Source organism: Ginsengibacter sp. (assembly GCF_057362405.1).
The window spans coordinates 37,225-59,103 of record NZ_JBMQQG010000239.1; the positions used below are offsets into that span (position 1 = coordinate 37,225).

Sequence of the window (21,879 nt, forward strand, 5' to 3'; positions counted from 1 at the left end):
CAATAAAGAATCAACTAGAGATAAACTGAAAAATGGGCGAGAACCAGGATATCAATAATGAAAATAAAAAGAAATCTTTTCTTAAGAAGAAGCGGAGAAGGCTTTTGTATAATGCGTGGATTGTTAAGAATATTCCGTTTTATTTTTTTACCGCCATGCTTGCAGTAATCTATATCGCCAATGGTCACTATGCTGATAAGATGGTAATGGAAATAAATTCAACTGCAAAAAATTTGAAAGAGAAAGAATATGAATTTAAAACCATAAAACGGGATGTCATCTTCAGGAGTAAAGAAAGTGAATTGGCAAAAGCGGTGGAACCCCTTGGATTGAAAGAGTTGTTGGTACCTCCTGTGAGGTTAATTGATACGCTTAAAAATAAATAATTATAAACCGATATAAGCAAAACTATTGGATGTAAAAAAAGACATATTGTGGCGTATTTATTTATGTTTCATTGGCATAATTATACTGGGTGCAATTGTTGTGGGCCGCGCTGTTTACATTCAGAGAGTACAAGGCGCCTATTGGAAGCAAATGAGCAATACACAGCATTTAAAGTACATGGATATAAACGCCGAGCGGGGAACGATCTATAGTGAAGACGGCAATATGCTCAGTACCTCTATTCCCGTCTTTGATGTGTATGTTGATTTTGGAGCTGACGGCCTTCGTGAAAAGAACGGGAAAAGATTTTATAATAACCTCGATTCACTTAGTATTTCTTTATCAAAATTATTTAAAGACGCCTCTGTTTCTTCTTACCGAAAACTTTTAGTTGCAGCCTATAAAGATCAGGACAGGTATTATCCCTTAAAAAAGAAAATTTCATTTGAAGAATATAAAACGTTGAGAAGTTTCCCCTTAGTGAGGCAAGGCCGAAATAAAAGCGGTTTTATAATAGATGTAAGAGATAACAGGGTAAATCCTTATGTGCTGCTTGCAAACAGAACCGTTGGGCTTTCACGCGGAGATACCAGTAAAAATGTTGGATTGGAAAGATCTTATGATAGTGTTTTAAAAGGCCAAACCGGTAGCAGGCTTATGCGATATATGCAAGGCGCCTATGTGCCCGTTGACGGTGCTGAAATAGAACCTGAAAATGGACGGGACATTGTTACAACCATCGATACCTACATGCAGGATGTGGCAGAAAATGCATTAATGAAAATGATGGTTGAAAATAATTCGTTACACGGTACCTGCATTGTTATGGAAACACAAACCGGTAAAATAAAAGCAATCGCTAACCTCGGCAGAAGGCCGGATGGAGAATATATTGAAGATTATAACTATGGTTTGGGAAGAAGAACGGAGCCCGGTTCGGTTTTTAAAATAGCTACTTTAATATCGTTGCTGGAAGATAAGTATGTGGACACGGGAAGCATTGTTGATTGTGAAGGTGGCAGAAAAGTATTCTATGGTCTCCGTATTACAGATTCGCATTTAGGTGAGCATGAAATGACCGTTAAAGAAGCTTTTGCCCGCTCTTCAAATGTTGCATTTGCAAAAATGGCCGACGAATATTATCACAATCAGCCGATGCGTTTTTATAATCATTTGCATGCATTACATCTTGATACAACGTCAGGTATTGATATTGTTGGTGCCGCTCATCCCTACATAAAAAAGCCCTTCAGTAAATATTGGACGAAAACAACATTGCCGTTTATGGCTCACGGTTATGAAGAATTGGTAACTCCGCTTCAGTTGTTAATGGTATACAATGCGGTTGCCAACAATGGTAAAATGATGCAGCCTTACCTGGTTAATTCGATAAATGAAATGGGAAGAGAAATTAAGACTTTCAAGCCAAAAGTCCTTGTTGATAAAATATGCAGCGATGAAACACTGGCAAAAGTAAAAGCCTGCCTGATGGCTGTTGTTCAGCAGGAACATGGCACCGGCCATGCGCTGGAAACAAAAGTATACAACTTTGCTGGTAAAACAGGAACTGCAGTAACGGCTATGGATAATCGCGGTTATAACAAGGGGAATAAAATTTATCAATCTGCTTTTATGGGATATTTCCCCGCGGAAAATCCGAAATATAGTATTGCGGTTGTTATTCAAAACGGCAGTGATTCAAAGCTTGCCTATGGAGGCGTTGTTTCGGGGCCTGTTTTCAGGGAAGTTGCGGATAAGATTTATGCAGAAAGAATTGGCAGTGAATCGTTGAATCAATTAAAGAATGGAACCGACAGCAGTGCTATACAGTTTTTTGGGTTAAGAACTGATTTGGATAAAATACTGAACACATTTAATTATCCATCTTCTGATTCTGCAACAACAGGCTCGTGGATATCCACCGTTCTTAATTATAACCATGCACAATTAAATACAGCATACTATAAAAGAACTTCGGCAGATAAAATTCCTAATGTAACAGGGTTGGGACTGAAGGACGCGGTGTATTTATTAGAAAATATGGGATTAAAAGTAGCGGCTAAGGGAAAGGGAAAAGTGGTTTATCAATCAATTGCTCAAAACACAGATTTTCATAAAGGGCAATCAATAAATCTTCAATTGAATTAATGGCATCACTGCAACAAATATTATACAAAGTAAAAATTATCTCGGTTGCGGGTAATCCTGTAGACGAAGTAAATGAATTACAAACCGATTCACGGAAAGTAAAACCCGGTAGTTGCTTTATTGCTATAAAAGGAACACTTACTGATGGCCATTCCTTTATTGATACTGCCATTAGTAGCGGTGCCGCTGTAATTATCTGTGAAGTATTACCCCCAATCCTTAATGAAAAAGTGCAATTTATAGTTGTTAACAATAGCGCCATCGCTGCGGGTGTTATGGCCCATAATTTTTATGGACAACTATCAGAAAAAATAAAAATTATTGGTGTTACGGGAACTAACGGAAAAACTACCATAGCAACATTATTATTCAAATTGTTTTCGCAATTAAATTATAAATGTGGATTGTTAAGTACCGTTCAAAATCAAATTGCAAACGAGGTATTGCCATCCACTCATACAACTCCTGATGCTATCTCATTGAATAAGCTTATTGCCGAAATGTATGCACAAGGTTGTTCTCACATTTTTATGGAAGTGAGTTCGCATGCTATTGATCAACATCGTGTCGCGGGCTTAATGTTTACAGGTGGAATATTCAGTAATATAACACACGATCATCTTGACTATCACAAAACGTTTGACGAATATATAAGAGTAAAGAAACAATTTTTTGATTCATTGCCTTCCGCGGCCTTTGCATTAAGCAATGCAGATGATAAACGTGGAGCAGTTATGCTGCAAAACACCAAAGCAAAAAAATATTTGTATAGTCTTAAAACAATGGCTGACTTCAAAGGGAAAATTATAGAGAATTCCTTGAATGGCCTTGTATTGATGATAAACGACATAGAAGTTCACTGCAGGTTGATTGGCACTTTCAACGCCTATAATCTTTTGGCCGTTTATGGCGCGGCCGTTTGTCTTAACGAAAATAAGCAAACTGTTTTGCAGATAGTGAGCAGCCTAAGTGGTGCAGAGGGAAGATTTGATTATATGATTTCGCCAAATGAAAAAATAATAGGAATAGTTGATTACGCACATACGCCGGATGCATTACTTAACGTATTGGCAACGATAAAAAATTTACGGCAGGGTGAAGAAAAAATTATCACAGTAGTGGGATGTGGTGGCAACCGCGATAAAACCAAGCGGCCTGTAATGGCAGAGGTAGCGTGCGAGTACAGTGACAAGGTAATTCTCACTTCCGATAATCCAAGAAACGAAGATCCTTCGCAGATTATTAAAGAGATGGAAGAAGGGGTGCCTGTTATTGCGAGAAAAAAATACATCTCAATTGTTGACAGAAAAGAAGCTATTAAAACTGCTGTAACCCTGGCACAACAAAGAGATATTGTTTTAGTAGCTGGTAAGGGACATGAAAAATACCAGGAAATAAACGGAGTGAAGTATGATTTTGACGATAAAAAAATTTTATCTGAAATGTTTCAATTGGTTGGAAAATAAATAAGGTTAAATGCTCTATCAACTTTTTGAATGGTTCACAAAAAATGGAATAAAATTTCCCGGTAGCGGGCTATTACATTTTATCACATTCAGAGTGCTTGTTGCAGTGCTTTTATCTCTTTTTATTACAACGGTATATGGTAAACGCCTGATAAATATTTTAAAAAGAAAACAAATAGGAGAGTCGGTTCGTGAATTAGGTTTGGCCGGAGAAAAAATGAAGTCGGGTACACCAACAATGGGCGGGATTATCATTTTGCTGGCAATATTAATTCCAACTTTATTGTTAGCCAACCTGGATAAAGTGTATGTAAGGCTTATGTTATTATGTACAGTCTGGTTGGGAATTATAGGCTTTGTCGATGACTATTTAAAAATAAAGGCAAGGCGCGATGCCAAGGCTAAAGGAGAAACTTATAAAAAAAGTGACGCGGATGGCCTTGCAGGAAGATTTAAAATATTTGGACAAATAATGCTTGGGATTATTATTGGTGCCACCTTATATTTTAATCAGAATGTTGTGGTAATGCGTGAAGTGATAACGGGCAATAACGGAATACAGAATAGTTCGCTGCAACGCGGGGAACACCGTTTGGGGAAAAACGAGGATACAATAGTAATTGACGGACAAGTTCACAGGTTCGTTAAAGTAAAAACTCCCATAACAACAATTCCGTTTGTAAAAACCCATGAGTTTAACTATGCCAAATTGTTGCCTGAAAGTTGGGAGAAGTATACTTATATATTGTACATCATCATTGTAATATTTATTGTAACGGCTGTTTCTAACGGCGCTAATATAACGGATGGGTTAGACGGATTGGCGACAGGCGTAAGTGCGATTATAGGATTGGGCCTGGGTGTATTTGTTTTTGTGAGTGGTGATGTGCGTATTGCAGAATATTTGAACATAATGTATATACCCAACCTTAGCGAGCTATCCATTTTTATAGCGGCGCTCGTAGGGGCATGTGTTGGATTTCTTTGGTACAACGCCTTCCCGGCGCAGGTTTTTATGGGCGATACCGGAAGCCTGGCTTTGGGAGGCATCATTGCATCATTGGCAATAATAGTTAGAAAGGAGTTACTGATACCGATATTTTGTTTTGTGTTCCTGGTAGAAAATCTAAGTGTAGTCATACAGGTTAGTTATTTCAAATACACGAAAAAAAAATATGGAGAAGGGAAAAGAGTTTTTTTAATGAGCCCGTTGCATCATCACTATCAAAAACTGGGATACCATGAAAGCAAGATAGCGGTGCGTTTTTGGGTGGTAACCATTTTGTCGGTTGTGTTTGCAGTAGTAACGTTAAAATTGAGATAATTTGATATGAGGGTATTATTATCCAGTGATTTGTCTTTATGAAAATTTTTTTTTTAAGAATTTGATCCTTTCCAATTCCGATGATGACAGTCTTCTGACCTGTTAAATTCATGCCGTTGAAGAACCAAATTTTTTAATTGCCTGTACAATTAAAAAAAAATGAAAAAAAGAATAGTGATACTGGGCGCCGGTGAAAGCGGTGTGGGCACAGCTTTGCTGGCACAGCAAAAAGGCTTTGATGTTTTTGTAAGTGATGCTTCTCTCATCAATGTTGATTTCAAAAATGAATTGACAACGAACAATATTGACTTTGAAGAAGGCATTCATACTAAAGAAAAAATATTTGCGGCCGATGTGGTGATGAAAAGCCCGGGCATACCGGAGAAGAATGAACTGGTAAAGGAATTGAGAAAAAGAGACGTTGAAATAATAAGCGAAATAGAATTTGCTTATCAATTCAAAGAAGATAGTAAGATTATAGCCATAACAGGCAGCAATGGAAAAACAACCACTACAGCAATGGTTTACCATATCTGCAAAGAAGGAGGACTTAATTGTGCGATGGTCGGGAACATTGGTTATTCGTTTGCAAGGCAGGTCGCAAAGGAGCCAAAAAAAGTTTATGTAGTTGAAGTCAGCTCTTTCCAGTTGGATGATATAATAACATTTCGGCCCGAAGTTGCCATATTAACGAACATAACGGAAGATCATTTGGACAGGTATGAATACAATTTTGAAAATTATATAAAAAGCAAATTCAACATCATTAAAAATCAAACCAGGAACGATGTATTTATTTATAATGCGGATGATGAAACAACAGTAAAATATTTAAACCTTTTTTTAAACAGTACCAACCCATTACCAATTAGCATGAAAAAATCATTACCGCAGGGCGCTTATATAACCAATGCAGAAATGCACATAAAATGGCAAAATGAAGAAATGACCATGAGCGTGGAAGACTTTGCTGTTAAAGGAAAGCACAATCAATACAATACAATGGCAGCAAGCCTCTCTGCCGTGGTAATGGACATAAGAAAGGAAAAGATACGAGATGCCGTGCAAACTTTTGAGAGCCTGGAACATCGTATGGAAACGGTGGCAACAATTAAAGGGGTAGAATTTATTAATGACAGCAAGGCAACCAATACCAACAGCACGTGGTATGCATTGGAAAGCATGACCAAGCCAACCATATTGATACTTGGCGGGGTTGATAAGGGAAATGACTATTCATTTTTGACAGGCCTGGTTAAAGAAAAGGTAAAAGCAATTGTTTGTATGGGAATTGATAACAGGAAAATTCACGAAGCATTTGGAAATGATGTTGGACTTATGGTTAATACCACGAGTGCAAAAGATGCCGTACAGGCAGCGTTTCATTTTGCTGACAAAGGAGATGTCGTTTTGCTCTCACCGGCATGTGCCAGTTTTGATCTTTTTAAAAATTATGAAGACCGCGGAAAACAATTTAAGGAAGCTGTAAAAGATTTATAAAAATTAGAATGGGAAACAAAACTCTAACACTGAATACAAATAATGCTGTCATCCTGAGCTTGTCAAGGGAGTTGGGGTGAGGACAAAATGAGCAACACAAAAAACATATTAACGAATGCGTTTTCTTCCCCCGCACAGGAAGTTACCACCAATTTATTAAACCGAACGAAAGGTGATAAAGTTATTTGGGCAATTGTTATCATACTAACGATGGTGAGTATTCTTGTCGTATACAGCAGCATTGGTTCATTGGCATATAAGATGAATAAAAGCACAGAAAGTTATCTCTTCAAACAGATCGGTTTTATTGCATTAGGAGTAATGATTATTTATTTCGCACACCGGGTTAACTATACAATCTATTCAAGGGTTGCCACCATTCTATTTTTGATTTCCATCCCGCTTTTAATTTACACGCTAAAGTTTGGAAGTAGCATCAATGAGGCTAACCGCTGGATAAAATTGCCGGTAATTAATATGACTTTCCAAACATCTGACCTTGCGAAGCTTGCGCTGTTCATGTATATGAGTCGCCAGTTAAGCCGGCGGCAGGATGTTATTAAAGATTTTAAGAAAGGATTTCTGCCCCTAATGGTACCCGTTATAATCATATGCCTGTTAATCGCGCCTGCAAACTTATCAACAGCTTTATTAATTGGTGGCATAGCCATGATGCTTATGTTTATTGGCAGGGTGAGGTTACGGCACATAATGTTAGTGGTTGGCTCCGCCCTGATTCCGCTTCTGTTGCTTATTGGGCTTGCTTCTCATTACTATGATAAAGAAAATCATACCTCAAAAGATCTTCCATCTATATTAACCTTTGGGCGAATGTCAACCTGGGTAAAGCGGGTACAGGATTTTATGTACAGCGATAAGTCAGATGCATCTTACCAGGTGCAACAAGCGAAAATTGCCATTGCAAAAGGCGGATGGCTAGGAAAGGGCCCGGGTAAAAGTGAGCAAAGAAATTTTTTACCGCATCCTTATAGTGATTTTATTTATGCAATTATTATAGAAGAATATGGCCTATTAGGAGGCACAGTTATTGTTTTGATTTACCTGCTTTTTTTATTTCGAAGTATAAAAATTTTTCAAAGATGCCCTTATGCATTTGGGGCGTTTCTCGCAGTGGCCTTGAGCTTCACACTCGTAATACAGGCAATGGTAAATATGGGGGTAAACGTTAACCTGTTTCCTACAACGGGAGTAACCCTACCCTTGGTTAGTATGGGAGGTAGCAGCCTTTGGTTTACTTGTTTTGCGATTGGAATTATTTTAAGCGTTGCACGTAACGTTGAGCAAATGGAGGGAAAGGAGGTCGAAAAAAAATTGGCTGCCGCCGAATCTCAAAATAAAAATGATGTGAATGAAATATGACGAGCAATGAAAATATCGATAAAAAGTTGCAAGATGTTATTTCCGGAGCAGGTAGCAATAAAAGAATAATAATTGCTGGAGGCGGCACCGGTGGGCATATTTTTCCAGCAGTAGCAATTGCCAACGCAATTAAGAAGCTGGAACCTCAAACAGAGATTTTATTTGTTGGGGCTAAAGGAAAAATGGAAATGGAAAAGGTGCCACAAGCTGGTTATAATATTGAAGGCTTGGATATAGCTGGGTTTAACAGAAGTTCTTTGATAAAAAATATTGGGTTGCCATTAAAACTGGTAAAAAGTTTCCTAAAAGTGCGAAGAATTTTTAAGCGCTTCAAGCCTGACGCAGCCGTAGGTGTTGGAGGATATTCAACATACCCCGTATTGAGATATGCGCAGGGTAAAGGAATTCCTTCATTCATACACGAAAGCAATTCGTTTGCGGGAAAGAGTAATATGATGTTGGGAAAAAGAGCCACAAGAGTTTTTGCTGCCAGCCAGGGCGTGGAAAAATTTTTTCCTGCCGATAGGTTGATACTAACAGGTAACCCTGTACGAAAAAATATCGTAAGCTCATCTGTCACCAGGAGCGAGGGTATACACTTTTTCGGATTGAATGAAAATAAGAAAACCGTGCTGGCCATCGGCGGTAGCCTGGGTGCAAAAAGTATAAATGAAGCCCTGGCCGCACATATAGATGAATTTAAAGAAAATAATTTGCAATTGATATGGCAAACAGGCAAAACAACCGTTGCACAATACAAATCGGTGGGAGAGGGAAAAGAAAATGTTTGGGTAAACGATTTTATTACGGAAATGCAATATGCATATGCAGCAGCGGATATAATCATCAGTCGTTCGGGAAGTACCGTGTATGAGTTATGTGTGGTCGGTAAACCTGCGGTATTGGTACCATTTCCATTTGCGGCAGAAGATCATCAAACAGCTAATGCTATGAACCTTGTAAATAGAAACGCCGCATTAATTATAAAAGATAACGAAGCAAAAGAAAAGCTGGTGGCAACTGTAATTAATTTATCGAAAAATGATGAATTGCAGAGGAGCCTTGAAAAAAATATTAGCCCAATGGCAATAACAAACGCAGATGAAGTAATAGCTGCAGAAATTTTAAAAACTATAAAACATTGAAAATGATATTTAAACATATCATGGAATTACAACTTGCACTCCCCGCTGGAGAAGGGTTGGGGTAGAGCCGTTATGAAAGATTATACAACCATATCACGTATTTATTTTATTGGAATTGGCGGCATCGGAATGAGCGCCCTGGCAAAATATTATTTGAGCAAAAATGCTTCTGTAAGTGGTTACGACAAAACCGTAACCACTTTAACGAAGCAAATGGAAAATGAAGGAATTAATATTCACTACGAAGACAGTGTTGATTTCCTCGATAAAAATGCTCAGTTGATTGTTTATACACCGGCTATTCCTAAAGACCATAAAGAGTTGAATTATTATTTGCATAACAATTACGAAGTAATAAAACGAAGCGCTTTGCTCGGTGAAATAACCAGGTCATCATTCAGTATTTGTATTGCTGGTACACATGGCAAAACCACCATAAGTACAATGGTAGCCCATATTTTAAGGCACTCTGGCTTTGGATGTAACGCTTTCCTCGGTGGTATTTCGGTAAACTATAATACAAACTTCTGGAGCAGTGATAATAATGTATCAGTTGCGGAAGCTGATGAATACGACAGAAGTTTCCTGCAATTGTCTCCGGATATTGCTTTGATTTCTGCAATGGATGCCGATCACCTGGATATCTATGGCACCAAAGAAAATATGGAAGATTCCTTTGTTCAGTTTTCTGAAAGGCTCAAAGTCGGCGGCGTATTATTAACTAACTATAATTTACCTGTTAATAGATTTTCTGCGGCTAATCGTATACGTTATAGCCTTCAGGATAACCGGGCTGATGTTTTTTCCGCCAATATAAAATTTGCAAATGGCGGTTATCAATTTGATGTAGTATCAAAAAGCTGGCAGCTACATAATATACAACTCAATATGGGGGGGCTGCATAACATTGAAAATGCGGTGGCTGCTATAACCATTGCACGTCAACTTAATATTGATTCTAAAAAAATTAAAAACGCCGTTAATGATTTTAAAGGAGTAAAAAGGAGATTTGAATACATCATTGCCCCTTCTTTAAACCCTGGGGAACATAGTGCCAATGCGGTTTTTATCGATGATTATGCTCACCACCCGCAGGAATTGACTGCTTTGATATCAGGAGTAAAAAGTCTATTTCCCGGGACAAAATGTACTGTAGTATTTCAACCACACCTCTTTTCGAGGACAAAAGATTTAGCAGATGAATTTGCCGGAAGCCTCGACCAGGCTGATGATATAATATTGTTGCCTATTTATCCCGCAAGAGAATTACCAATGGAAGGCGTAACCAGTAATTTAATTAAGGATAAAATGAAAAACAAAAATGTAAGGGTAGCGTCGAAGGATGAAATAGTTCAATACATAAAAAGCAATTATTTAAAATCAATAAAGAATGATTCTGCAGGTAACGTATTAATTACGGCCGGGGCCGGAGATATTGATCAGCTTGTGAATCCTATTAGGGAAATTTTATTGAATAATAGTTTATAAAGAAATGTCAACGATCAGTAAATATACAATTAGAAAAATCCTTGCCGCGGCGATTTGGATAGTCATTGGCGCAGGAACGATTGTGATACTGGTTGCTGCTATCGAAAAGAGAAATAATCAAAGGTGTGCCAGGATTGACATTCGGATAACCGGTGTTCAGAATAATTTTTTTATAGATAAGAAAGAGGTGATTTCGATTTTAGAAAAAACAAATGAGGGTAAACTCGAAAAGATGCCGTTGCATTCAATAGATCTTGCATCGATGGAAACTGCATTGAAAGAAAGCCAGTGGATAAAAAATGCCGAATTGTTTTTTGATAACAATAATGTTTTGCAGGTGAGAATAACAGAAAGAGAGCCCATAGCAAGAATTTTTACAACATCAGGATCATCATTCTATATAGATAGTTCTTTGACCCGGTTGCCATTAAGCGATAAATTTTCGCCGAGGCTTCCCGTATTTACAGACTTTCCTACGGACGTAAAAGTATTATCCAAAAAAGATAGCGATCTCATTAAAGATATCAAAACACTGAGCCAATTCATAAATGCAAATCCGTTCTGGATGGCCCAAATAGACCAGGTTGATATTTCGCCTAACCGCAATTTCGATCTAATTCCCAAGTTGGGTGACCAGGTAATACATTTTGGGGATGCTGAAAATTGTGAAGAGAAATTTAATAACCTTCTTTGTTTTTATAAACAGGTATTAACGAAATTAGGATGGACACGTTATAACGCGATTGATGTTCAGTTTAAAGGACAGGTTGTAGCGGTTAGACGAGGCGCCAACGAAATTAAAATGGATTCCTTGCGCTCAATTCAAATTATGAAAGCGTTGATCGCCGAAGCTCAGCAGCATACAAATGATTCTACAAATATTCAACTCGATCAGCCCGTTGATGACAATGGTGACATTAATTCTTCGAGGGAAATTGATAATGCACCTGATGAAGATGTGAAAATAAATACAAGTAATAATAATAAAGATCGCGTTCCTGTAGCCCCTATCCATGTTCCAGACAAACCAGTTTCCAACAATCAACACTTAACAAAAACAAATGCCCTGACCACTAATTCATCATCTGTTGAAAAACCAAATCCCAACCCTGTGAAATCTAAAATTATTAAACAACCAACCGAGGTAAAAGATGCCGGAAAAATTAAAAAAATTCCGAAAGCGGTAATGCCGTCAAAAACGGATTATTAAATTTTATTAAATGAGTTCTTATAATAACAAAACATAAAACAATAACACAACAAGGCCTTGCAAATCAATTCTGCTCTTAATACAGTGAAGATTCATGAAGGCACATAAAAAACAAAAATATGAACAGCGAACAACCCATCATCGTAGGCCTCGACATTGGCACCACAAAAATTGCAGCCATTGCCGGCAGAAAAAATGAATTCGGCAAACTTGAAATTCTTGGCTTTGGCCGCGCAAACAGTAACGGCGTGCAACACGGAATGGTGTTGAACATTGATCAAACCATAAAAGCTATTCAGACTGCGTTGGAAAATTGCTATGCAAGCAATCCCAATCTTCCGATAACCGAAGTATATGTTGGTATTGCCGGGCATCATATCAAAAGTCTTCAAACGAGAGGAGATATAGTTCGCCAGAATACCGATGAAGAAATAAAGCAGTCAGAAATTGATCAGCTCATAAACGATCAATATAAAACATATATACCCGCGGGCGACCAGATAATTGACGTTATTCCGCAGGAGTTTACAGTAGATAATTTTCAAAATATTCCTGATCCAATTGGATATAGCGGTGTAAAAGTGGGTGCTAATTTTCATATTATCACCGGCGATAAAAATGCGATTAGAAATATAAACCGTAGTGTTGAAAAAGCAGGACTAATAACAAAAGACCTCGTATTGCAACCATTGGCATCTGCGGCGGCCGTTATGTGTGACCATGATTTAGAAGCAGGTGTTGCCATCGTTGATATTGGTGGTGGCACTACCGACCTTGCTGTTTTTTATGAGGGAATTTTAAAGCATACTGCCGTAATTCCTTTCGGTGGAGAAAATATTACCAATGATATTAAAACGGGACTTGGTGTTTTGAAAACGCAGGCTGAACAAATGAAAGTACAATTTGGAAGTGCACTTTCCGATGAAGCTAAGTCAAATGCATACATTACCATCCCGGGTCTTCGCGGCATGGCTCCTAAAGAAATAAGTGTAAAGAATCTTGCAGCAATTATACAAGCCCGTATGAGTGAGATTATGGATTTTGTTTCTTATCATTTGAAACAGGTAGGTCTCGATAACCGGTTGCTAAATGGTGGCGTAATTCTTACGGGAGGCGGCTCACAGTTAAAACATTTAATTCAACTAACAGAATACGTTACCGGTTTAAATGCACGCATTGGTTATCCAAACGAACATCTTGCGTCAGGACATATTGAAGAACTGGCCAAGCCAATGTATTCAACCTGCCTTGGTTTAATTTTAAAAGGATACAATGATTACGAAAATAAACGAAAACAATTTGAATTGCAATATGCAAAAGTGAAGATACCGGCCAACTTACAACAGGCAAGTGTAGACGAAGTTGAGGCCGATATTACCAATCATAAAAATATTGTTGTTAAACCACGTAAAACATTAAAAGGTTTTATGGATTCTTTTAAAAACGGATTAATTGAAATGTTTAAAGAAGAAGGAGATTCGGAACTATAAGCTAACCTATTAACTACATTATAACTCATTAAATTTAAAACACATGATTCATTTTGATTTGCCCAAAGAACAATCATCCATCCTAAAGGTGATTGGCGTTGGCGGGGGCGGAAGCAATGCCGTTAACCATATGTTTAGCCAGAATATTGAAGGCGTAAACTTCATAATCTGTAACACCGATGCCCAGGCTATCGCAACAAGTATGGTCCCCAATAAAGTTCAGTTAGGGCCACATTTAACGCAAGGTCTTGGTGCAGGCGCTAATCCTGTAATAGGCCGTGAAGCTACCGAGGAAAGCCTCGAAGAAATAAAACGGATACTCGAAGTAAATACTAAAATGGCTTTTATCACTGCAGGTATGGGCGGCGGTACAGGTACAGGTGGCGCACCTATAATTGCAAAAATTTGTAAAGATCTTGGTATACTTACCGTGGGTATTGTTACAACCCCATTTGCTTATGAAGGCAAAAAAAGAATTGCCCAGGCCGAAGATGGGATTACTAAATTAAAAGAACATGTGGATACATTGCTCGTTATAAGTAATGATAAAATGCGTCACCAGTTTGGAAACCTTACGATGAAGGCCGCTTTTGCAAAAGCGGACAATGTACTGGCTACCGCCGCAAAATGTATTACAGATGTAATTAACAGCACAGGCCAGATAAACGTTGACTTTGCAGATGTTTGTACTGTTATGAGAAAAGGTGGCGTTGCCATACTTGGCAGTGCAGCGGCGGATGGAGAAAACCGTGCACAGCAGGCCATTGAACAGGCGCTCAATTCACCGTTGTTAAATGACAATGATATTCGCGGAGCGAAATGGATCTTAATAAATATTAATTCTGCCGAAGGCGATAATGAGTTTACAATGGATGAAGTAGAAACCATTCAAAATTATTTGCTAAGCCAGGCAGGAGAAAATACAGATGTAATTCTTGGACTCGGGTATGATAATGCGCTGGAAACAAAAATTGGAATAACCTTAATTGCAACCGGGTTTGAACACAAAGATCCTTTTGATAAAAAAGAAGCGCCAAAGGTTGAAGAAAAACAGGAAGAAAAAATTGTAATGGTATTAAAGCCTGAAGATGATAAAAAGAAATATCGTCAGCCTGTTTTTGTTTTTGATGAAAAGAAAGAGCAAAAACTCGCTGATGAAATCCAGGAAGAAGAAAATATAATTGAACAAAAAGGCTTCCGGACAATTAAGGATGAAGACGTTTACGCTTCCGTAACAGAGCAGAAAATTGAGAAGGAGATGGAGCCTACTATCGTAGAATCACCAATATCTGTCCGCGTAAATTTACCAGTTGAAAATGATGAAATTACTGTTGATAAATCAAATGAAACTGTTGTTCATTTCACATTATCTTCGGAATCCAATTCAACAGGAATTGAAGCACATCAGCAACCTCCAAAGAAAGCTGAACCAAAAACTATTAACAATCATTCTAACAAAAATAAAAAAGAAGCTGGCACCGTCCCAACGTCAGGCGGTTATTTAGCGAAGCCTGCACAGATCTATGCAGAAACTAAGCAAAACACGGAATCCAAATCTGTAGAGGAACCAACGACGCCAATGTCGTTTTCAAGACAGGAAGACGAACCTGTTATTGAGATGAAATTGGTTGTCAAAAATTCCCATGAAGCGGAGGAGGAAAAGGAAGAACCGAAAGTACACCAGACGATGCCCATCATGATGCCTTCTGTTGAGGAACTGCCGCAGGTGGACGAAACAGGAGATCTAAAGCGCCGGGCTATGGAGCGCATTGCTAAGCTGAGAAATTTATCTTTCAACGTAAACGCAGCGGATCCTAACAATGAGTTTGAGTCGGTTCCTGCTTACCTCCGCCGCAATATGGAATTACATAATTCCATTGCAGACGTCGAAAGCTTTTACAGCAACTACACTGTCAAGTCTGATGAAAATAATAAAGCCGAAATAAGCACTATAAATACTTTTTTAGAAGGGAAAAAACCAGATTGATGACTTTGAGCTGTCAGCCCATTGGCTTGTAGCTAAAAGCCCGAAAGATCGTTGTTGTGTGTACTGTTATTTTTATTTTGCCCCGGAGACTTACGTTAGCCGGGGTTCTTGTTGCGAATTGTCGAAAACTCCAGATATCGGAAAGATTGCCACTGTAATTATAAAATAAGAATTGTTGTTATTTTGTATTCAATAAAAGATTCACACTTTGAATTTAAAAAACGGATTCAATAAGATTATTACAATTTTTCTTTTGATCAATGTATGTTTTTATTTTTCATGCAAACAAAAGAAACACTATAAAGAACCAACAATAGAAATCGAAACCAACTATGGTGATATTATTGTTGAACTGTATCCCGACAAAGCACCTAAAACAGTGGTGGCATTTTTATCTTATGTTGATTCGGGTTATTATAAAGATGGTTCTTTCTACCGGGTACTAAAAGCGGAAGATCAACCTTCGAGTTCTTTTAAATCAGATCTGATACAAGGGGGCATTTGGCAAACAAAAAATGAAATGCAAACTAAATTACCGGGCATTCCATTGGAAACAACAAAACAAACTGGCATACTTCACACCGATGGTACTATTTCATTGGCAAGAAACACACCCAATAGCGGTAACACTGAATTTTTTATTTTGATTGGCAACGCGGCAGGAAAAGCTTATGATTATGGGGGCGATGCCAACGAGGATAGACAAGGGTTTGCCGCGTTTGGTAAAGTGATTGAAGGAATGGATGTGGTGAAGGATATTCACAAGCAACCGGATAATGAAACGAATTTTACGCCGCCGATTGCGATTAAAAATATTGTGAGATTGTAAATTATTTGCTTAGGGAAACCTCTTCTTATTCTCGGCCTTCGCATCATTAAGTATCGAAATAAAACGCTGCATATCAGAGTCGTAGCCACCAGCATTTTTAATAATTTTTCCGGATTCGTCTGTAAAAATATATTGTGGTTGTGAATTAGAGTTAGCCATTATAGCCTCAAGGTCAAGATTCTTATCCCCTACCGTATTTTTAGGTGACTGGTCAAATTTTGAAACATATTTTTCATTGTCGGGTAATTCTCTTTTCTCGTCAACATACAATGAAACAACAACAAAATCATTATGCAATATTTTACTTACTTCAGGCTTTGATAAAACTTCACTTTCCATTTTACGGCAATTGGCGCAACTATGGCCGGTAAAATCTATCATGATGGGTTTGTTCATGGCTTTAGCCGCTGCTATGCCTTCATCAAAATCAAAAAATGTTTCTACACCGGCAATTTCTGATGCAAGTATATCGGTATATTTTTTTGGTCTGACGTAAGTAACCGTTTTGTTTGTGTTAGATGAATCATTATTTGACGAATTCAACTGGCTGTTCCTTATCAGCTTTTCAATATTAAAATCCTGGGTTTTATTTTCGGGTAGCCAGCCGCTGATTCCGTTCAAAGGAGCGCCCCATAACCCGGGAATCATGTAAACAGTGAACGCAAGCGGAACTATTGCAAATAATAATCTCGTTACAGAAAGATAAGGATGGCCATAATCGTTTAACGGCAAATGATCATCATGACTAAATTTCAGTTTACCTAATAAATAAAAACCTAACAATCCAAAAATGATAATCCATAACGACAGATATACTTCCCTGTCGAGTATACGCCAGTGATAGGCAAGATCTGCATTAGATAAAAATTTCAATGCCATTGCAATTTCAATAAATCCAAATGAAACTTTTAAGGTATTTAGCCAGCCACCTGATTTAGCAATTTTATTAAGTAACCCGGGAAAGAAAGCAAACAATGCAAATGGTAATGCAATGGCCATGGAAAACCCAAGAAAACCAATGACCGGTCCCAGTCTTTCTTTTTGTTGTGTAACATCAACAAGCAAATTTCCTATAAAGGGAGCCGTACACGAAAAAGAAACCAACACCAGCGTAAGAGCCATGAAAAAAATTCCAGAGAAGTTTTGCGTACTTGCTTTGGAATCTACTTTATTGGTCCATGAAGACGGTAAGGTTATTTCAAACGCCCCCAAAAAAGATATCCCGAAAACCATAAATAGCACAAATACAAAAATATTAAACGCAGCACTGGTTGATATTTGGTATAAAGTATCTTTTCCAAAAATTAAGGTAAGAAAAAAAGCAAATGCAGTAAATATCGCAACGATTGAAAACGAATATAAAGTGGCATTTTTTATTCCCTGCGCCCGCGACTGGCTTCTCTTCAAAAAGAAAGTAACAGTTACGGGGAACATTGCGTACAGGCATGGCTGTAATACTGATATAAACCCCCACCGCAAGCCATCAAGAAAAGTGTGCGATAATGTTTTGTGCACCGGGTCAGATGTTTGTGCCATTACATTCTGATCCATAAAAATCAAGGCAACAAAACTCAAAATTGCCGTAATAAATAATCTGTATTTCTTCATGACTGGTTTAAAAAAATAGGATAACAACTAAGGCTATCCTATTAAATTAGCGTATCAATTATAATTTTAAAGAGCTATATCGAATGCAACGGTTTTTGGAGGCAAACATTGCCTGTCGTTACAAACCATATATTCAATGGTACCTGAAACTTTTTTAGTGCCTGGCTGCACTTTAATCGTTTGAATAAAATCCACATTCTGTTCAAAATATTTTTGGTTCACCTTAAATTCCTGTTCGAAAATGGTTTTCATTTTACCCGCCTCTTTAGGTTTACCTACAGCTTTAACGTTGGTAAAAGTGAGAGCAGTCGCCTGTGCACCTCCATCGGGATTGTATATTGAATATATATGCCACTTAGGGTCTACCGCTGTTTTTATATGTACCTCGTACTGGTTACTACCCTTCTTTACAGCACTATAACTAAATTTTACCGGGTTCAATATTTGCCCAAAAGAGGCATTTATTATGAAGACCGATAACAGTAAAAAAATTAATTTTTTCATGGTAACTATAGGTTTCTGCAATAATAAAAAATAATAAACGATATGAATGTAACAAAGGTGCCTTTGACCACTTTTTTTAACGTTAGTTTATAGAAAATAAATCATTGAAAACCTTTCTTCCATCTGTGTTTCCCAACAAAGCGCTGCATGCCCTTTCCGGGTGTGGCATTAATGCAAAAACATTTCTTTTTTTATTACAGATACCCGCAATATTATTAGTAGATCCATTGGGTGAATAATCAACGTTAAAAAGTCCTTCAGTATTACAATACCGGTATATCACCTGTCCTCGTTTTTCTAATTCATCAAGAATATTTTCTTTTGCAAAATATCGCCCTTCGCCATGCGCCACGGGAACTTTTAACACCTTTTTATCATTTGTATTTTCTCCAGTAATCAATACATTTTTACAAACAAATTGCATATTACTGTTTCTCAAAAGAACGCCAGGCAATAAACCACTTTCGCATAAAATCTGGAAACCATTACATACACCCAAAACTTTTCCTCCCTTGTTAGCAAACTCAATTACGCTTTGCATCATCGGGCTAAATCTTGCGATAGCGCCGCATCGTAAATAATCACCATAGCTAAAGCCCCCCGGTAATACAATACAATCCTGTTTGCTAAACATGGAAATATCTCTATCCTTATGCCATAGTGTGATCACTTCCTGTTGAAGATCATTTTTTAAAGCGCCTATCATGTCCCTGTCGCAATTAGAGCCGGGAAAAACAACTACACCAAATTTCATTTATTTGTATTTATTGATTTTGCAAAAGCAAAAGTACTAAGATTATTTTTTTGTGATTGCCATATAAATTACAAAACCAACCATAATCCAATGAATAGATAGCGCAATCCATTTTTTAGTTGGGTAGAAAAAGAAACAGGCAATAAATGCTGAAAGGGGGACGGTGGCCAAAATCCAATATTGAAAATTGAGGGTGCTGTTAATGAAAGGAATAAATAAAGCAACAAACAGGTACAACACTATAAGACCCCAGCTTTTACGGACCTGCACAATTTGTTTTCTCAAGTTTGCCTGAACAAAAATACCCCCAATTATAGCCGTTACAAGTATCAGGATTATTCCTATGTATTGCGCATTGCTTTTGGCAAATAATGGATAATCTATGCGAATGCCCGAAACGCCAAAGCCATATAATTTATTGGTGAGAAACAACCACGCAAAAAGGAAATACCACGGTGTTGCGATTCCTAAAATTGCGATAACCCATTCCGCAACTCTTGGTGGACGCGTTATTAATAATGCAAAAATTATCATCAGCGCAAAAGCAAGCGACGGAAAATAAAAAAAGGTGGTAACGCCAATTACAATACCAATGTTATACAGGGTTAATTTAGCCTCCGGATTATTATAAAGACTGCTCATTTTGGCCCAAACCCAAATAAGTAAAGTGTTTATTACCAGTGGTGCACTTAAAATATTCCATTCCGCAAAAAATGAAGTAATAAGCAAATAACTCATCGCGGGCAGGTAATTAGGTTTTTGCATAAGCCTCCTGTCATTAAGAAGCCTGTTAAAACTTATTGCCTGGGTGTATAATAATATAAAAGTTATGATGGAATAGATGATAGGGTACACATCGAATACCGGCTTCAGGGTTGCAAGAATTTTGTTATACAAGAAGCCATCTGATTTTTCGATAACAGGAATTTGAGGGGATATAAACCACACCAGCTTCAAAAGCAAGCCATATACAAGAAGCATGAAAGTATTAAAAGGATTATTAGCCTTGAAAGTGCCTGTCACAAATGGGAGTTAGAATGAAGGGTAAAAATAAAAATTTAAAGTGGGTTATGCAATTACTCTTCAATAAACGAAATGAAGACACGAACTGAGTACAATTCTCTTGTCTCACAGAAAAATTAATATTCAATTTTTGCGAAACAAATATAATTCCTATACATGCATGGTACAATTATCTGGTAAGAACTTACCTGCTTCGCGTATCTCGGCATAAATTCATAGCCACGATCAAGACTTCTTAGTGGTGGATTCCTGGTAATTTTTCCGTCGGCAGAAACCGTTTGATCGTTGATAAGTTGGTTACGCCTTTCCAGTTCATTAAATAGAAAGTGCAATTCGCCGCCCGTTAACATGATGCTGTAAGAGAGAAAATTATCAGTGTTATCATCAAACTGTGATTTATGAATGACATTGTCCCAGATTAAATTACCTGTATTATTAAGATCAAGTACAACAATGTTTTGATAATAGTACCGAACCTGGCCCGCATTATTATAATAGTTCGGATACCGGCCCGAATACCAATAAGAAGACGGCGAGTAAAGGTAATATGAATCAAATGGTGAAAAAGAAGGATAGCCATATAAATAATCATAACGATTCCACGGATTACCACGTGATTGAGTAGTGTGGTCTTCGGCAGTTAAAATAAATCCACCATCTTTTTTAAGAATAACATCTCTTATAAAGTAATCATTAAACGCCAGCCTGGTGCTTCCTTCAGACTTTGCCTGCTCTCTCAGGGTATCGCCAAAGTCTTCAAAGTTTTGCGAAACCAATGCGTCATTTTTTTTACTCCACACGGCTGTATAGAGACCTTCTATATTGCCATTTTTCTTTTTATAAAATAAAGAATTGACAAGATATTGCTGGTTAACATTATCAACTTTCAATTTAATTTCATCAAGATAATTTCCTGAAAGGTTCAATTCATTTAAAGTGAAGTTATCGTCGTGCGGGCCTTTCGTAACGAGCATTAACTTTTGAAGATAATCCCTTGAATTTAATTTAGTGCCTTTGGTGAAAACAAAATTCCCGGAATTGTCAACGAAAAAATCGCTGAAAATATCTTTGTGTTCCTCGTAAGGAGTTTCAATTCTCGATTTATGCAACAGCTGCAGACTGTCGTTCAGAAGTAAGGTAGTAAAACTAAAATTGTCGTTCTTTTTCTGAATTTTATAAACCATAATTTTAGACTTGTCCTCGCTGTTTATGGTGCTGTAAATTTTGTTGTCAGCAAAAAAATTGATGTGTGTCGTATCAATTTCAAAAGGGGGCTTCAATAATTTTCCGTTGCCATCTATAGCAGCGGCCATGCAATGCAGCGTACTTCTTTTTTGAAACTGGTAAATGATATAAGCAAAGTCGGGATAAGCAACAAAATCCACGTTAATAGTTTTGTCGGGCATAAAGTCAAGATCTACTCTATCCTTCGATTTCATTTGATTATCGTATATGCTTATTGCGTATTTATTCCTGATATTTTTATATACCAGAAAATTACCTGCTACTTTCCCTATTATGTCAAAATCAAGTGTACGCGTATCATCGGCATCAGGCTGGCTATATGTTATTTGTTGCGAAATTGCCGGCAAAGAAAATAAGCTGAAAATAAAATAGGCGAGAATGTTCTTCATAA

At 37.6% G+C, this 21,879-nt stretch carries 17 protein-coding genes; 12 read left to right on the top strand and 5 right to left on the bottom strand.

The window, feature by feature from the left end; translation table 11 throughout:
• The first annotated feature begins 32 nt into the window (after positions 1-32).
• From ACO1O5_RS20355 to ACO1O5_RS20410, 12 genes are all read left to right on the top strand, one after another.
• Positions 33-386 (top strand): FtsL-like putative cell division protein, encoded by a 354-nt coding sequence (locus tag ACO1O5_RS20355; RefSeq protein ID WP_486273544.1) that lies wholly within the window; start codon positions 33-35, stop codon positions 384-386.
• Positions 387-432: 46 nt separating this feature from the next.
• Positions 433-2,535: a penicillin-binding protein gene (locus ACO1O5_RS20360; protein WP_486273546.1), complete on the top strand. Its 2,103-nt coding sequence runs from the start codon at positions 433-435 to the stop codon at positions 2,533-2,535.
• On the top strand, positions 2,535-4,001 hold the full coding sequence (locus ACO1O5_RS20365; protein WP_486273547.1) for a UDP-N-acetylmuramoyl-L-alanyl-D-glutamate--2,6-diaminopimelate ligase: 1,467 nt from the start codon (positions 2,535-2,537) through the stop codon (positions 3,999-4,001). Before ACO1O5_RS20360 ends, ACO1O5_RS20365 begins: the two co-directional genes overlap by 1 nt.
• Before the next feature lie 10 nt (positions 4,002-4,011).
• Positions 4,012-5,325 carry a phospho-N-acetylmuramoyl-pentapeptide-transferase gene (gene mraY / locus ACO1O5_RS20370; protein ID WP_486273549.1) on the top strand — a complete coding sequence of 438 codons (1,314 nt, stop codon included), beginning with the start codon at positions 4,012-4,014 and terminating at the stop codon, positions 5,323-5,325.
• A gap of 159 nt (positions 5,326-5,484) precedes the next feature.
• Positions 5,485-6,825, top strand: coding sequence for a UDP-N-acetylmuramoyl-L-alanine--D-glutamate ligase (gene murD / locus ACO1O5_RS20375; RefSeq protein WP_486273551.1), 1,341 nt, complete (start codon positions 5,485-5,487; stop codon positions 6,823-6,825).
• A gap of 87 nt (positions 6,826-6,912) precedes the next feature.
• Positions 6,913-8,205, top strand: coding sequence for an FtsW/RodA/SpoVE family cell cycle protein (locus ACO1O5_RS20380; protein WP_486273552.1), 1,293 nt, complete (start codon positions 6,913-6,915; stop codon positions 8,203-8,205).
• Complete coding sequence (gene murG / locus ACO1O5_RS20385; RefSeq protein WP_486273554.1) at positions 8,202-9,350, top strand: undecaprenyldiphospho-muramoylpentapeptide beta-N-acetylglucosaminyltransferase; 1,149 nt, start codon at positions 8,202-8,204, stop codon at positions 9,348-9,350. Before ACO1O5_RS20380 ends, murG begins: the two co-directional genes overlap by 4 nt.
• Positions 9,351-9,383: 33 nt before the next feature.
• Entirely contained in the window at positions 9,384-10,838 is a 1,455-nt protein-coding gene (gene murC / locus ACO1O5_RS20390) for a UDP-N-acetylmuramate--L-alanine ligase (protein ID WP_486273556.1), read from the top strand.
• Between the two features lie 4 nt (positions 10,839-10,842).
• The gene (locus ACO1O5_RS20395; RefSeq protein WP_486273558.1) at positions 10,843-12,048 is read left to right on the top strand and encodes a cell division protein FtsQ/DivIB; all 1,206 of its coding nucleotides are present in this window, start codon (positions 10,843-10,845) and stop codon (positions 12,046-12,048) included.
• Positions 12,049-12,167: 119 nt separating this feature from the next.
• On the top strand, positions 12,168-13,538 hold the full coding sequence (ftsA, locus tag ACO1O5_RS20400; protein WP_486273560.1) for a cell division protein FtsA: 1,371 nt from the start codon (positions 12,168-12,170) through the stop codon (positions 13,536-13,538).
• A 43-nt stretch (positions 13,539-13,581) separates the two neighbouring features.
• Complete coding sequence (ftsZ, locus tag ACO1O5_RS20405) at positions 13,582-15,525, top strand: cell division protein FtsZ (protein WP_486273562.1); 1,944 nt, start codon at positions 13,582-13,584, stop codon at positions 15,523-15,525.
• Between the two features lie 208 nt (positions 15,526-15,733).
• Positions 15,734-16,354: a peptidylprolyl isomerase gene (locus ACO1O5_RS20410; RefSeq protein WP_486273564.1), complete on the top strand. Its 621-nt coding sequence runs from the start codon at positions 15,734-15,736 to the stop codon at positions 16,352-16,354.
• A gap of 9 nt (positions 16,355-16,363) precedes the next feature.
• Here the strand turns inward: ACO1O5_RS20410 and ACO1O5_RS20415 are convergent, their stop codons facing one another.
• From ACO1O5_RS20415 to ACO1O5_RS20435, 5 genes are all read right to left on the bottom strand, one after another.
• The gene (locus ACO1O5_RS20415; protein WP_486273566.1) at positions 16,364-17,962 is read right to left on the bottom strand and encodes a protein-disulfide reductase DsbD family protein; all 1,599 of its coding nucleotides are present in this window, start codon (positions 17,960-17,962) and stop codon (positions 16,364-16,366) included.
• 66 nt (positions 17,963-18,028) lie between these two features.
• Positions 18,029-18,466, bottom strand: coding sequence for a protein-disulfide reductase DsbD domain-containing protein (locus ACO1O5_RS20420; RefSeq protein WP_486273568.1), 438 nt, complete (start codon positions 18,464-18,466; stop codon positions 18,029-18,031).
• Between the two features lie 82 nt (positions 18,467-18,548).
• The gene (gene purQ, locus ACO1O5_RS20425) at positions 18,549-19,220 is read right to left on the bottom strand and encodes a phosphoribosylformylglycinamidine synthase subunit PurQ (RefSeq protein ID WP_486273570.1); all 672 of its coding nucleotides are present in this window, start codon (positions 19,218-19,220) and stop codon (positions 18,549-18,551) included.
• 42 nt (positions 19,221-19,262) lie between these two features.
• A complete protein-coding gene (locus ACO1O5_RS20430; protein WP_486273571.1) occupies positions 19,263-20,243 on the bottom strand; it encodes a hypothetical protein in 981 nt (326 codons plus the stop codon).
• Between the two features lie 116 nt (positions 20,244-20,359).
• The gene (locus ACO1O5_RS20435) at positions 20,360-21,877 is read right to left on the bottom strand and encodes a hypothetical protein (RefSeq protein WP_486273573.1); all 1,518 of its coding nucleotides are present in this window, start codon (positions 21,875-21,877) and stop codon (positions 20,360-20,362) included.
• Positions 21,878-21,879 lie beyond the last annotated feature (2 nt).

What these genes read in the sequence shown, in the direction of transcription:
- ACO1O5_RS20365 (WP_486273547.1), top strand. Translation starts at nt 2,535, where the DNA reads ATGGCATCACTGCAACAAATATTATACAAAGTAAAAATTATCTCGGTT.
- ftsA (WP_486273560.1), top strand. Translation starts at nt 12,168, where the DNA reads ATGAACAGCGAACAACCCATCATCGTAGGCCTCGACATTGGCACCACA.
- ftsZ (WP_486273562.1), top strand. Translation starts at nt 13,582, where the DNA reads ATGATTCATTTTGATTTGCCCAAAGAACAATCATCCATCCTAAAGGTG.
- ACO1O5_RS20355 (WP_486273544.1), top strand. Translation starts at nt 33, where the DNA reads ATGGGCGAGAACCAGGATATCAATAATGAAAATAAAAAGAAATCTTTT.
- ACO1O5_RS20435 (WP_486273573.1), bottom strand. Translation starts at nt 21,877, where the DNA reads ATGAAGAACATTCTCGCCTATTTTATTTTCAGCTTATTTTCTTTGCCG.
- ACO1O5_RS20415 (WP_486273566.1), bottom strand. Translation starts at nt 17,962, where the DNA reads ATGAAGAAATACAGATTATTTATTACGGCAATTTTGAGTTTTGTTGCC.
- murG (WP_486273554.1), top strand. Translation starts at nt 8,202, where the DNA reads ATGACGAGCAATGAAAATATCGATAAAAAGTTGCAAGATGTTATTTCC.
- ACO1O5_RS20380 (WP_486273552.1), top strand. Translation starts at nt 6,913, where the DNA reads ATGAGCAACACAAAAAACATATTAACGAATGCGTTTTCTTCCCCCGCA.
- purQ (WP_486273570.1), bottom strand. Translation starts at nt 19,220, where the DNA reads ATGAAATTTGGTGTAGTTGTTTTTCCCGGCTCTAATTGCGACAGGGAC.
- ACO1O5_RS20420 (WP_486273568.1), bottom strand. Translation starts at nt 18,466, where the DNA reads ATGAAAAAATTAATTTTTTTACTGTTATCGGTCTTCATAATAAATGCC.
- ACO1O5_RS20395 (WP_486273558.1), top strand. Translation starts at nt 10,843, where the DNA reads ATGTCAACGATCAGTAAATATACAATTAGAAAAATCCTTGCCGCGGCG.
- murD (WP_486273551.1), top strand. Translation starts at nt 5,485, where the DNA reads ATGAAAAAAAGAATAGTGATACTGGGCGCCGGTGAAAGCGGTGTGGGC.
- mraY (WP_486273549.1), top strand. Translation starts at nt 4,012, where the DNA reads ATGCTCTATCAACTTTTTGAATGGTTCACAAAAAATGGAATAAAATTT.